The sequence below is a fragment of the Vibrio sp. SCSIO 43009 genome (genome assembly GCF_023716525.1).
GTDB classification, from domain to species: Bacteria; Pseudomonadota; Gammaproteobacteria; order Enterobacterales; family Vibrionaceae; genus Vibrio; species Vibrio alginolyticus.
This window is the reverse complement of the sequence record NZ_CP071842.1, coordinates 1,469,993-1,483,309: the sequence shown is the minus strand read 5'-3', so window position 1 is coordinate 1,483,309 and position 13,317 is coordinate 1,469,993. Positions and strand designations below refer to the sequence as shown.

Annotated in this window: 10 protein-coding genes; 1 reads left to right on the top strand and 9 read right to left on the bottom strand. The window is 46.3% G+C overall.

Annotated elements, in window-relative coordinates:
* Positions 1-371: 371 nt before the first annotated feature.
* From J4N43_RS07240 to J4N43_RS07200, 9 genes are all read right to left on the bottom strand, one after another.
* Positions 372-1,703 carry a trypsin-like serine protease gene (locus J4N43_RS07240; RefSeq protein ID WP_025768133.1) on the bottom strand — a complete coding sequence of 444 codons (1,332 nt, stop codon included), beginning with the start codon at positions 1,701-1,703 and terminating at the stop codon, positions 372-374.
* 191 nt (positions 1,704-1,894) lie between these two features.
* A complete protein-coding gene (locus tag J4N43_RS07235) occupies positions 1,895-2,374 on the bottom strand; it encodes a GNAT family N-acetyltransferase (RefSeq protein ID WP_005377290.1) in 480 nt (159 codons plus the stop codon).
* Between the two features lie 189 nt (positions 2,375-2,563).
* Positions 2,564-4,441, bottom strand: a complete 1,878-nt coding sequence (locus J4N43_RS07230) for a propionyl-CoA synthetase (RefSeq protein WP_171053505.1) — start codon at positions 4,439-4,441, stop codon at positions 2,564-2,566.
* A 77-nt stretch (positions 4,442-4,518) separates the two neighbouring features.
* A complete protein-coding gene (gene prpF / locus J4N43_RS07225; RefSeq protein ID WP_158159669.1) occupies positions 4,519-5,715 on the bottom strand; it encodes a 2-methylaconitate cis-trans isomerase PrpF in 1,197 nt (398 codons plus the stop codon).
* Between the two features lie 9 nt (positions 5,716-5,724).
* Positions 5,725-8,316, bottom strand: coding sequence for a Fe/S-dependent 2-methylisocitrate dehydratase AcnD (acnD, locus tag J4N43_RS07220; RefSeq protein ID WP_158159670.1), 2,592 nt, complete (start codon positions 8,314-8,316; stop codon positions 5,725-5,727).
* Positions 8,317-8,472: 156 nt separating this feature from the next.
* Positions 8,473-9,615 (bottom strand): bifunctional 2-methylcitrate synthase/citrate synthase, encoded by a 1,143-nt coding sequence (gene prpC / locus J4N43_RS07215; RefSeq protein WP_005377283.1) that lies wholly within the window; start codon positions 9,613-9,615, stop codon positions 8,473-8,475.
* 131 nt (positions 9,616-9,746) lie between these two features.
* A complete protein-coding gene (gene prpB / locus J4N43_RS07210) occupies positions 9,747-10,643 on the bottom strand; it encodes a methylisocitrate lyase (protein ID WP_005388185.1) in 897 nt (298 codons plus the stop codon).
* A gap of 12 nt (positions 10,644-10,655) precedes the next feature.
* A complete protein-coding gene (locus tag J4N43_RS07205; RefSeq protein ID WP_005377279.1) occupies positions 10,656-11,369 on the bottom strand; it encodes a GntR family transcriptional regulator in 714 nt (237 codons plus the stop codon).
* A gap of 264 nt (positions 11,370-11,633) precedes the next feature.
* Complete coding sequence (locus J4N43_RS07200) at positions 11,634-12,032, bottom strand: GFA family protein (RefSeq protein ID WP_199266791.1); 399 nt, start codon at positions 12,030-12,032, stop codon at positions 11,634-11,636.
* 266 nt (positions 12,033-12,298) lie between these two features.
* Here J4N43_RS07200 and J4N43_RS07195 point away from each other — a divergent pair, with 266 nt between their 5' ends.
* Positions 12,299-13,270: a tripartite tricarboxylate transporter substrate binding protein gene (locus J4N43_RS07195; RefSeq protein WP_005388181.1), complete on the top strand. Its 972-nt coding sequence runs from the start codon at positions 12,299-12,301 to the stop codon at positions 13,268-13,270.
* The last annotated feature ends 47 nt before the right edge of the window (positions 13,271-13,317 follow it).

Sequence of the window (13,317 nt, the reverse complement as noted above, 5' to 3'; positions counted from 1 at the left end):
AATAAACATAATGATAACCAATGAATCATGGCAGTTAATCTTATCTTTTTCGACAAAAATTAAGTAACGAGTTATGCCAAACTGAGTTGATCGCGTAAAACCTGATCTCAACGCTCACTGGAGAATAATTTAATGCAAACCTGACAAAAATCAGACAAAACATAAAATGTTGATCGCAATTCTGCCAGTTATATAAAGATAACGTCAGGAAAAAGTCATACACATTTTGTGGGTTCTCATAGTTGACACAATAAAAAAGGGCTTATTATTCGCAAACAATAAACCCCAGTTATGGTAACTATGTACTGATCGTTGAAACCAAGAATGAATCTTATCTCATGGTCAACGACTCAAATTCACTGGCCCGATCGTTAGTTAGACGTGCAATTCTCATCGCCTACTTTTTGCCAAACACCCCAAGGCCCTGAGTCTGCTGGGTTATCACCTTGAGTCCACCACTGCGCTTGCCAAACTTTACCATTCCAAGTGACCGTATCTCCTTTGAGATACACTAAGCTGGCTTGCCATACAGTTGTACAGCTATCTGTGGGAGGCGTTGTCACCGTTTTCGCTTGAGCAGATACTAACGCTTGGTATTGTGTGCTGGTCTTATCAACGTTGAAGTTCAAAGCCACTCTTGCTTCTCCGCTCTGAGTAGCACCAAATTCAACATCAACACGACAACTTGCATTCATTGCTAACGTCGCCTGAGAGCACTGATCATTGGCAATAACAGCTGCATCAGTAACACCCGAAGCAAACGCGCGAACATTTTCCACAGTGAACGTGGTGTTCCCTGAATTCTGGATAACAAAGCTATGTTGCTGTAACTCCCCAACATTAAATGATGCCAGTGTCTGTTCGGTGGTGTATCCAACAGAAACATTTTCTTTTGGTGGTGTTGCTGTTCCGATAACACCATCGACAAAATTGCGCATAGCAGCGATATCGCTATAAACCCCATACATACCAGGACGAGCACAACCTATTCCCCAACTGACCACACCAAGTTGAGTAATTACACCACTGCGATTAATAACGATTGGACCACCACTATCTCCCTGACAAGAATCTATCCCACCTTGAGGAATACCCGCACAAAATGACACTTCTCCAACCGTTGTGTAGTTGCCACCGGCTTGACGGCAAGTCATATCCGACACAAGTGGGACGTCAACCTCTTGCAATCGAGACGGAGAGCTTCCTCCTTCAGAAGTTCGCCCTAAGCCAGCAACACTAAGCCAATCTCCGATGCTCGCGTATTGCGTTAGACTACCATTCGCAATCTCAACTGAAGAAACACCTTGAGGCACAGAGTCGAGCTTCAATACCGCGAGGTCATGAGAAAGCGTCGCGCGGCGATATGCCGGGTGCATATGGATCTCACTGACGTTTGCACGAACACCATCACTACCGTTATAAACAACGCCACCGATTTTAACCGCAATCTGACTCGGAGAATCACCCTCAACACAATGTGCAGCAGTCAGGACGTAACCATTCCCGATATAACTGGCCCCACAATACGATCGGTTACCATAACGACTAACAATTTGGGTGTAGAATTTCCAGTCACGTGGGTCGGCAGTTACTCCGCCTACGATCTGGGGTTGGATAGTGTGATTTTGCGTCTGTGACAAATCATCAGCACTTGCGAACATTGGCAAAACGGCTAAAGCAAGTAACGATTTTGTTAGTTTCAAAATATTGTCCTCTTGTTTTTGTAAGCACGATCCTCGTGCTACTAATAAACAAGCAGACAAAAACGCCGATACCAATGTAGGTGCATATCAATTTGTTAACATTGCGAGTAGCTTATAGAGAAAAGTCTATTGACGAACTGAATGATTTCAATTCGATCGAACCTAAATCACAATATTAAAGTTAAATACGATTATTCGTTCAGCGGTTTTCTTAAATAGTGGATATGGTGTGCAAATCCTTGTTTTTCATACAAAGATATTGCGCCCTGGTTAAAATGCCATACTTCAACAAACATCTGTTTTGCACCGTAATCAGAGAACGTTGACTCAATTTTATTAATCAAAGCCTGCGCCGTACCTTGTTTTCGATATTCAGGCAGCACATAGAGCTCATCCACGCTTCCCATCATAACTGGCTGGCTGACGGTAGAAATAAGTTCACAGAAGTGACCAGAAATAAAGCCAATAATTTCATCTCCTTGTTTTGCTACGTAAACAAGGCACTCAGGGTCATCAATATATCGAGCAATGCTTTTTTCTTGTTCTATCTCCTCTGCCGTTTTGAAAAGCTCAGGAGATTGAAGATGATGCTCATCATGAAGCTCGAACATAAGATCGTTGAGCAACTCTAGGTCGCTAAAACACGCAGGTTTAATCGCAAACGTGGTCATACAAAGGGTCACTAAAAATGGAATGGCTGTAGTTTGTGAGGAAAACGTCGTATTGGCAAGTCACAAATGCTTTCACGATACGTTTGTACTGTTTGAGCAACAAAAAAGCCCCTGTACTTAATAAACGTACAGAGGCAGAACCAACCTACAGAGTTCGAGGATCAGGGGTTAGTTAGAATTGAGTTTTTCTCAGCGTCGTAGCACTCGCTCAATTTCGTTCAAGCTACTTGGGTCATCAATCGTTGACGGAACGGTGTATTTTTCACCATCAGCTATTTGACGTATAGTTCGACGCAAAATTTTACCTGAACGTGTTTTCGGTAAACGGTCTACAACCAACGCATGCTTGAAGCAAGCAACTGCACCTATCTCACTACGCACTTTGCCCACAAGCTCACCTTCAAGGTCTAGCTCATCCACTTTGACGCCGTCTTTCAGTACAACAAAACCAAGTGGAAGCTGACCTTTTAGATCATCGTGGATACCGACCACCGCACATTCTGCAATCGCTGGGTGGCCTCCTACTATTTCTTCCATTTCACCTGTCGACAATCGGTGTCCCGCGACATTAATCACATCATCAATACGTCCCATAATAAACAGGTAACCGTCTTCATCCAGATAGCCACCATCACCAGACACGTAGTAGCCTGGGAACTGGCTAAGATAACCAGTTTCAAAACGGTCATGATTACGCCAAACCGTTGGCAGACAACTTGGTGGTAGCGGACGTTTTAATGCGACAAAGCCTTGTTGGTTAGGCCCGACAGCCTCTCCAAGTTCATTCAGAATTTCGACCTGATAACCCGGAATGGGCTTCGTCGAAGAACCAGCTTTAACTGGCATCATTTCGACACCTGTCGGGTTGCCAGCGATGGCCCAGCCCGTCTCGGTTTGCCACCAGTGGTCAATAACGGGCTTGTCCGCTTTGCTCTGAACCCACTCCAGTGTCGGAGGGTCAAGGCGTTCTCCCGCCATAAAGATGTTTTTCAGATTCGACAAGTCGTACTGTTTTAAGTGCTCGCCTTCCGGGTCCTCTTTCTTAATCGCACGAAACGCCGTTGGTGCAGAGAACAACGCATCTACTTTATATTCATCACACACTCGCCAAAATGCGCCAGGATCCGGTGTTCGAACAGGCTTGCCTTCGAATAGGATAGTAGTGCAACCGTGAATCAGTGGGGCGTAAACAATGTAAGAGTGCCCTACTACCCAGCCCACATCAGATGCCGCCCAAAAGACGCCATCTTGAGGAATGTTATAGATTGCGCTCATGGAGTACTTCATCGCGACAGCATGGCCACCGTTATCACGCACAACGCCTTTCGGCTTACCTGTCGTGCCCGATGTATAAAGTATGTAGAGCGGATCGGTTGCTAACACCGGAACACAACCATGTGGCAGCGCTTGTTTGTACTCTCGCAGCCAATCTAAGTCTCTTTCTTGGTTTAGCTCAGCGTCGCACTCTGGACGTTGGAAAACAAACACTTTCTCAGGCTTCCAACGGCTGTCCATAATGGCTTTGTCTACCATTGGTTTGTATGGAATGACTTTGTTGATCTCAATCCCGCACGACGCCGTCATGATCACTTTCGGCTCTGCATCTTCAATTCGTACAGCAAGCTCATTAGGAGCAAAACCGCCGAATACTACGGAATGAATCGCCCCCAAACGCGCGCAGGCAAGCATCGCCATTGCGGCTTCTGGGATCATCGGCATATAAATAACGACTCGGTCGCCTTTTTCAACACCTTGAGCAGACAGCATGCCAGCAATTTTTGCTACTTGGTCACGTAGGTCGCTATAGGTGTACGTGGCTTTACGACCTGTCACTGGCGAGTCATAAATGAGTGCAGTATTATCACCGCGTCCTTGCTCGCAATGGTAATCTAATGCTAACCAGCACGTATTCATTACACCATCTGGAAACCAACGTTCTATGCCGTTTTCATCAGATTTCAAGATAGTTTTAGGAGATTCAAACCAATCGATATTCTCCGCTTGAGCGCGCCAAAAACTCTCCGGTTCATTCTTCGCCCATAAGTATTCTTTTTCGTATGAAGACATATTGCTTCCTCCAGTATGTCCTGACATTGCTCTCGTTCTACTCAAAGATCGCTCTTTTAATCCAAAGATCGTCTCTTTTAATCGAAGACATAGAAGGGTACACGCACAAATCCCTCCATCAGTATTCTCGCACTTCGGCTCATAATGGCTTTTTGCACCACCCAGCCCTGCTCAGTTTGCTTCGCTTGTGCCCCAACTTTTAACGTTCCTGACGGGTGGCCAAAAGTCACGGACTCTTTTTCACCGCCACCAGCGGCTAAATTCACTAACGTTCCGGGCACACACGCAGCAGAAGCAATAGCAACGGCTGCTGTTCCCATCATTGCATGATGTAGCTTGCCCATCGACAGCGCGCGAACGAGCACATCAATATCCGACTCATTAACGGCTTTACCACTTGAAGACAGGTAACTTTTCGGTTTAGAAACAAACGCTATTTTCGGCGTATGTTGGCGTGTTTGAGCTTCTTCTAAATCAGAAATCAGGCCCATTTTTAACGCGCCATATGCACGGATGGATTCGAACATCGCTAATGCTGTGTCATCGTTGTTGATATCGTCTTGCAGCTCGGTGCCCTGATATCCTATCGATTCAGCATCAATAAAAATGGTTGGTATGCCCGCGTTAATAAAGGTCGCGTTGAACGTACCCACATCCGGCACCACCAAATCATCAACTAAGTTACCCGTTGGGAACATACTTCCTTCGCCATCGGAAGGATCAACAAAATCCACTTGAATTTCTGCCGCTGGAAACGTGACACCATCGAGCTCAAACTCTCCGGTTTCTTGGACGAAACCATTGACGATTGGCACGTGAATCAAAATCGTTTTGCTTATGTTCACTTGCCAAACACGCACCGTCACAATTCCATTTTCTGGAATGCGGTCTTGTGGAATCAGCCCAGCATGAATGGCGAAGGGACCAACTGCCGCAGACAAGTTGCCGCAGTTACCACTCCAATCGACGAATGGTTTGTCGATCGACACTTGTCCAAACAAATAGTCAACGTCATGACCGTCTTGGCTACTGCGCGAAACAATCACTGTTTTACTGGTGCTGGAGGTTGCACCACCCATACCGTCGATTTGCTTCGCGTAAGGATCCGGGCTGCCGATAACACGTAACAACAGCTTGTCACGCGCGGCTCCAGCCATTTGCGCTTCTTGAGGTAAATCCTCTAGGTTGAAAAAGACACCTTTACTCGTGCCGCCACGCATGTACGTCGCGGGCACTTTTATTTGGCTTGTTTGATTCGGAGTATTATTTGCCATACGCACTCCTTATTGTGCCAAGAAATCTTGCGCGAAACGCTGCAGAACACCGCCCGCGTTGTACACGTGAACTTCGTCAGCGGTATCTAAGCGACAAGTAACCGGAACATCGACTTTATCGCCGTTGCTGCGTGTGATAACCAGCGCTAAATCAGCGCCCGGCTTGATTTCTCCAACCACGTCGTAAAGTTCCGTACCATCCAGCTCTAGCGTATTGCGGTTAACGCCCGACTTAAATTGCAGTGGTAGTACGCCCATGCCAACCAAGTTAGTACGGTGAATACGCTCAAAGCCTTCAGCAACAATGGCTTCTACGCCCGCCAGTCGAACGCCTTTTGCTGCCCAGTCACGGGATGACCCCTGACCGTAATCCGCGCCAGCCACCACGATCAATGGTTGTTTACGATTCATGTAGGTTTCAATCGCTTCCCACATACGAACCACCTGCCCTTCTGGCTCTACACGCGCCAGAGATCCCTGCACGACTTCGCCGTTTTCCTTCACCATTTCATTGAACAACTTTGGGTTAGCGAAGGTCGCGCGTTGCGCCGTTAAGTGGTCACCACGGTGAGTCGCGTAAGAGTTGAAATCTTCTTCTGGCACACCCATTTTCGCTAAGTATTCACCTGCAGCGCTGCTTGCGAGAATCGCGTTGGATGGTGATAAGTGATCAGTGGTGATGTTGTCGCCCAGAATCGCCAATGGACGCATACCAGACAATGTTCTTTCTCCCGCTAGCGCACCTTCCCAGTACGGTGGTCGGCGGATATAGGTACTCATCGGACGCCAGTCGTACAGCGGGTTGGGATTTTGCTCTTGATCATTCAGCTTAAACATCTGAATGTAAACTTGCTTAAACTGCTCAGGTTTAACATGAGTACCGACAACTGCATCGATCTCTTCATCGCTTGGCCACAAATCATTGAGATAAATTGGTTTGCCGTGTTGGTCCGAGCCCAATGCATCGCGCTCGATATCAAAACGAATGGTACCCGCTAGCGCATAAGCGACAACCAATGGTGGTGAAGCCAAGAAAGCTTGTTTGGCGTACGGATGGATTCGACCATCAAAGTTACGGTTACCAGAAAGCACCGCTGTTGCATATAAATCACGGTCGATGATCTCTTGTTGGATTTTTGAATCCAGCGCACCACTCATACCGTTACAAGTTGTACATGCGTAACCAACAATGCCAAAGCCAAGCTTCTCTAGCTCTGGTAATAAGCCCGCTTCTTCCAGATACAAGCGTGCAACTTTAGAACCCGGAGCAAAAGACGATTTCACCCAAGGTTTACGTACAAGACCAAGTTCGTTGGCTTTCTTCGCCACAAGGCCAGCAGCAACCACGTTTCTTGGGTTACTAGTATTCGTACATGAGGTAATAGCAGCGATGATCACTGCACCATCTGGCAACTCGCCTTCTTTCTCTTCCCACGCTCCAGAAATACCGCGCTGTGCCAACTCAGAAGTTGGTAAACGACGATGAGGGTTTGACGGACCAGCCAAGTTACGGCTAACTGATGATAAATCGAACTCAAGTACACGCTCGTAAACTGCGCTATCAAGATCGTCTGCCCAAAGACCGGTTTGTTTTGCGTAATTTTCTACTAAAGCAACTTGTTCTTCATCTCGACCAGTTAGTTTCAAGTAATTGATGGTCTGCTCATCAATATAAAACATGCCAGCTGTTGCGCCGTATTCTGGTGTCATGTTTGAAATCGTTGCGCGGTCTCCGATCGTTAGATCACGTGCGCCTTCTCCGAAGAATTCAAGATATGAAGATACCACACGCTCATTACGAAGAAACTCAGTAATCGCGAGGACAATATCCGTTGCGGTAATGCCCGGTTGACGTTTACCCGTCAGTTTGACACCGACAATATCTGGTAGACGCATCATTGATGGTCGGCCAAGCATGACGGTTTCTGCTTCCAGACCACCGACACCTATCGCAATAACACCAAGAGCGTCTACGTGAGGCGTGTGACTGTCCGTACCCACACAGGTGTCAGGGTAGGCAATGCCCTGCTTTGCTTGTACCACAGGAGACATTTTTTCCAAGTTGATTTGGTGCATGATGCCATTCCCAGCTGGAATCACGCTGACGTTTTCAAACGCTGTTTTACACCACTCGATAAAGTGAAATCGGTCTTCATTACGGCGCTCTTCAATCGCGCGGTTTTTGTCGAAGGCATCAGGGTCAAAGCCCGCATGTTCAACCGCTAAAGAGTGGTCAACGATCAATTGTGTCTCAACCACTGGGTTCACTTTTGCAGGATCGCCGCCCTGATCTGAAATGGCATCGCGTAGACCCGCTAAATCGACTAGAGCGGTCTGACCAAGAATGTCATGACAAACAACGCGTGCTGGATACCAAGGAAAATCAAGATCGCGTTTGCGTTCAATTAACTGTTTCAGGCTATCTGTCAATGTGTTCGGGTCACAGCGACGGACCAGTTGCTCAGCTAGCACGCGAGAGGTATAAGGGAGTGTTTCATAGGCTCCAGGAGAAATGGCATTGACGGCTTCGCGTGCATCAAAATAATCCAGTTGAGTTCCCGGAAGCGGCTTACGATATTGAGTATTAATATTTGTGTTCATGGTTTGCTTCCATTCAGTCTTTACATCTTGCCTTCATCAAGGTTTTCCATTGCTCCAGAAACACAGTGATGAGAGGATCTCCTTCCTCTGTTAGAGAGAATGACAAAGGAAGGAGGTGGTCAACCAAAGCATATAATGCCCTCGTTGACCTTCGCGCTAGCGATTCTCGATAGGCACCCATTCTTGATGATCTGGGCCCGTGTAATCAGCACTTGGGCGAATGATGCGGTTATTGGCACGTTGCTCATAAACGTGTGCAGCCCAGCCCGTTAAACGACTCATCACAAAGATTGGGGTGAATAGTTTGGTTGGAATGTCCATGAAGTGGTAAGCCGATGCATGGAAGAAGTCCGCATTACAGAACAGACCTTTCTCTCGCTTCATCACTGATTCAACACGCTCAGAAACCGCATATAGATGTGTATCACCAACTTGTTTCGATAGCTCTTTGGACCAGCGTTTTATTAAGGCGTTGCGAGGGTCACTTTCACGATAAATTGCATGACCAAATCCCATGATCTTGTCTTTATTGGCTAGCATTTTCATGATGTTCGCTTCCGCCTCATCGGGCGTTTGCCAATCTTCAATCATTTCCATCGCCGCTTCGTTTGCGCCGCCGTGAAGTGGTCCACGAAGCGTACCGATTGCTGCCGTGATACAAGAATGGATGTCTGACAACGTTGATGCACAAACGCGTGCTGCGAATGTAGAAGCATTAAACTCATGTTCAGCATAAAGAATAAGCGAGCAATGCATCACTTGTTTGTGCAGCGCAGATGGCGCTTTGTCTGTAAGTAATCGCAAGAAGTAACCACCGATGCAATCTTCAGTCTGATCCTCGGTGTTGATACGCACGCCATCATGACTAAAGCGGTACCAGTAACAGATGATGGCAGGGAACAAGGCAAGCATACGTTCGGTTGCTTTCAGTTGCTCCTCGAAGCTCATTTCCTGCTCTAGGTTACCCAATACAGAACAACCCGTGCGCATTACGTCCATTGGGTGTGCGCTTGCAGGAATCAACTCTAAAGCTTGTTTTAGCTCGGCTGGCAAACCTCTAAGGCTGAGTAGGTGTGTCTTGTACGCATCAAGTTCTTGTTGATTCGGCAAGTGACCGCGTAACAGAAGGTGAGCCACTTCTTCAAACTGTGCGTTGTTCGCAAGATCAGTAATATCGTATCCACGATAAGTTAAACCAGTTCCCGTTTTTCCGACAGTACATAAAGCTGTGCTTCCTGCGCTTTGACCACGAAGGCCTGCGCCACCTAATTCTGCTTTCTTTTCTGCAGTTTGAGACATTGTTTGAACTCCTTTTCTGTCTGACTTTTCCCTCTCTGGGGTGTTTTTAGCCAAACGAATTTCACGTTATTAGATGAGATAAATTCCGATTATCTTTTTCTTGGGCTTCCGTCTATTTTTGCTTTTCCCCGCTATTTCCCTTCAGAGAATAACTGGTCAAGTTTGTCTTCATAGTCGTGGTAATTCAGGTGCTGATACAACTCTTTACGTGTTTGCATCGAATCAACCAGTGCTTCCTGATTACCCACTTCTAGCAAATGTTTGTAGACCGTTTCAGCAGCTTTGTTCATGGCACGGAACGCACTTAATGGATAAAGCACCATGTCCACTTTTGCTTTCGCTAGCTCATCGCAGCCATACAGCGGTGTCGCGCCAAACTCTGTAATATTCGCCAGAATAGGAACGTGCTTTCCGGTCGCTTGCTCAAGCGCATTTGAAAACTGAAGGTACTGGTCCAGCTTGTTCATCGCTTCGGGGAAGATCATGTCTGCGCCAGCTTCCACACACGCAATCGCGCGCTCGATTGCGCTGTCCATGCCTTCAACAGCTAACGCGTCAGTACGAGCCATAATCACGAAACTTTCATCATTGCGTGCATCAACCGCGGCTTTTACACGATCAACCATCTCTTGCTGGCTGACTATTGCTTTGTTCGGACGATGACCACAACGTTTCTGTGCGACTTGGTCTTCCATGTGCACCGCTGCCGCGCCTGCTTTTTCCATCGCTTTGATCGTGCGAGCAATGTTAAATGCACCGCCAAAGCCCGTGTCGATATCAACCAAAAGAGGCAAATCACATGCGTTAGTAATGCGGTCAACATCAACCAAAACGTCGTTTAATGTTGTGATACCGAGATCCGGCAATCCGTATGACGCATTTGCGATACCGCCACCAGACAAGTAGATCGCTTGGTGACCCAAGTTTTTTGCCATCATGGCGCAATACGGGTTTATAGTGCCGACAATTTGTAGTGGATTATTTTGTTCAATGGCGAGTCTGAATTTCGCTCCCGGTGTTAAGCTCATGACGAATTCCTTCTAGTCTTTGTCTAAACTTTCTGTATGTATAATTTGAGATTGGATGAGCTTTCGACTTCCTGATATGTGTCTTCTCATCAACATTTCTGCAAGCTCTTCATCGCGATTGCGAATGGCTTCCAAAATGAATTTGTGTTCGGTGAGCGCCTCATTCGGGCGAGATTGCGCACGTGGCGACTGGTAACGATACATCCGTAATAAGTGATAGAGTTCATCACACAGCAGAGATATTAACTTACTGTTTCTGCTCGCTTGGATGATGCGATAGTGAAAATCAAAGTCACCATGTTGATGGAAGTAAGATGCGCCTTCCATTTGGTCTATATGCTTGGAATGTGTCGACAATAGCATTTCCAAGCTTAAGAGCTCTTCTTGCGTAATGTGTCGCGCAGCTAACCTTGCCGCCATGCCTTCCAATGCTTCTCGAACGGCATAAAGTTCTATCAGCTTTTCCGGAGAAAAAGTGGTCACTCTAGCCCCAACATGAGGAATTCGCTCGATGAGCCCTAGCCCCTCTAAGCGCATCAATGCTTCACGCAAAGGCCCACGACTGACCTGATATTTCTTTGCTAGCTCAGGCTCTGATATCTTATGGCCAGGCTTCACATCGCCATTAACAATGACTTCAATCAGTGTTTCGGTCAGCGTTTCGGATTTGGTGTGTTCTTTCTCAGAACCCAGCACTTTATAACGAGCTTTCAACTCAGAGTTCATATTCAGATACTCTTGTTACCGACATCGAAATGTCTACAATTTCTTAACCTGAATATAAAGTAGTCGATCAAAGTGTCGACAATCAAGTAAATTGTCGACAATTTAGACTAAGGTCGTAATTTAAATGGGCCTAAAATGCCTATTAAGTGCCGTTTTTAGCAGGGATAAAGAATGGGGAACTCATATTGTCGACAACTTATAAACTTTTAAGCTTATGATCTAAAAACTAAAAGCTCAGCTGTCGAACAATAATCGGATAAAAAACTATTCTTTAGGTACAAATTGATCAAAGACTTGTTGCGAAGTCATCTTTTGTGAAGCGGAATTGAGGTCATAATAAGCTGGCTTTTCATCGGTAAAAATCTCTAAAGTGAGTTTGAAATCTGGGTTATCGAACAAACCAGCGGAAAGAATGTACTCACCTGTCGGCAACAAATGGTAGAAAAGGTTTGTGCCACACTCACCGCAAAACCCCCTCACACCCCAGTCTGACGACTGATAACGTTTAGGTTCGCCACCTTTAAACATCACGTTAGGCCCACAATGCACCGCATGAAGTGCGCCACTCGACCATTTTCGACACATAGAGCAATGGCACAGGCTAACCTCATTTTTAACCTCAGCGATGACTTCAATTGCGCCGCACAAACACGTCCCTTTCATTCTCTTTTCCTCGTTCATTTTCCGTCATTTTATTATGGCCTACCAAAGCGTAAAGCCGCGTGACCTAACACCAACTTCTCGCCGTGAACTTTATGAACAAAATAACCGAAATGCTCAATATTCTCTTTATATCTCTTTTACAGACAGATATTTAACACTTAATTAACCTTTACACCAAGTTCAGCTTTAACGCTTACAAGGCATGACAACTGAGCAAAAACAATAAGGCTCAACTAAATAGAGTCGCTAACATAAGGAACGTGAACATGTTAAAGGTACTCAAACCAACGCTCGCAGCTTCAATCATCGCAGCTTCATTTTCATTCAACGCTCTTGCTGCAGATATTGAAAAAATGCACTTTCTTATCCCTGGAGGTGCCGGTGGCGGTTGGGACATGACCGCCCGAGGTACTGGTGATGTATTAATAAAATCAGACATCGTCGAAACCGTATCATTTCAAAACCTATCTGGTGGTGGCGGTGGCAAAGCAATCGCACATTTGATTGAAACGGCTGATCGTCAAGAAGACACACTCATGGTGAACTCAACACCGATCGTCGTTCGCTCGCTCAGTGGGATCTTCCCACAATCTTTCCGCGACTTGACACCTGTTGCCGCAACGGTTGCCGATTATGGCGCCATTGTTACATCAGCCGATTCTCCTTATAGCTCTTGGGAAGATGTCGTTAAAGCTTTTAAAGAAAACCCACGTAAGGTGAAGGTTGCTGGTGGCTCTGCTCGTGGTTCTATGGATCATTTGGTTATAGCAGCAGCTTTCAAAGGTGAAGGTTTTGATGCGCGCAAAGTTCGTTACATTGCCTATGATGCAGGTGGAAAAGCCATGGCTGCCCTACTTTCAGGCGAAACACAACTGCTCTCTACAGGGCTAGGTGAAGTACTCGAAATGTCTAAGTCTGGGCAAGTGAAAGTGTTAGCGATTACAGCACCAAAACGTTTAGAAGCTGCGCCTAACATTCCAACTCTCACCGAATATGGTAATGAAACTGTCTTTGCTAACTGGCGTGGATTCTTTGCAGCACCAGGCACAAGCCAAGAAAAGCTAGATGAATGGAATGCCGCATTTACTAAAATGTATAACACCGACGAATGGCAAGTCGTTCGAGACCGCAATGGTTGGATCGACAACTATAAAGCGGATAAAGCATTCTTCGCGTTTCTTGAAGATCAAGAGCAACAGATGGGTGACTTAATGCGCGAGTTAGGCTTCCTGAAGTAACAGTCGAATTGGGGTCCCTCAGATACCAACCTCAATGAATAACGTAG

Bases quoted from the DNA above. Each gene is read 5' to 3' on its own strand.
- J4N43_RS07235 (WP_005377290.1), bottom strand. From the start codon at position 2,374: ATGACCACGTTTGCGATTAAACCTGCGTGTTTTAGCGACCTAGAGTTG.
- J4N43_RS07230 (WP_171053505.1), bottom strand. From the start codon at position 4,441: ATGTCTTCATACGAAAAAGAATACTTATGGGCGAAGAATGAACCGGAG.
- prpF (WP_158159669.1), bottom strand. From the start codon at position 5,715: ATGGCAAATAATACTCCGAATCAAACAAGCCAAATAAAAGTGCCCGCG.
- acnD (WP_158159670.1), bottom strand. From the start codon at position 8,316: ATGAACACAAATATTAATACTCAATATCGTAAGCCGCTTCCGGGAACT.
- prpC (WP_005377283.1), bottom strand. From the start codon at position 9,615: ATGTCTCAAACTGCAGAAAAGAAAGCAGAATTAGGTGGCGCAGGCCTT.
- prpB (WP_005388185.1), bottom strand. From the start codon at position 10,643: ATGAGCTTAACACCGGGAGCGAAATTCAGACTCGCCATTGAACAAAAT.
- J4N43_RS07205 (WP_005377279.1), bottom strand. From the start codon at position 11,369: ATGAACTCTGAGTTGAAAGCTCGTTATAAAGTGCTGGGTTCTGAGAAA.
- J4N43_RS07200 (WP_199266791.1), bottom strand. From the start codon at position 12,032: ATGAAAGGGACGTGTTTGTGCGGCGCAATTGAAGTCATCGCTGAGGTT.
- J4N43_RS07195 (WP_005388181.1), top strand. From the start codon at position 12,299: ATGTTAAAGGTACTCAAACCAACGCTCGCAGCTTCAATCATCGCAGCT.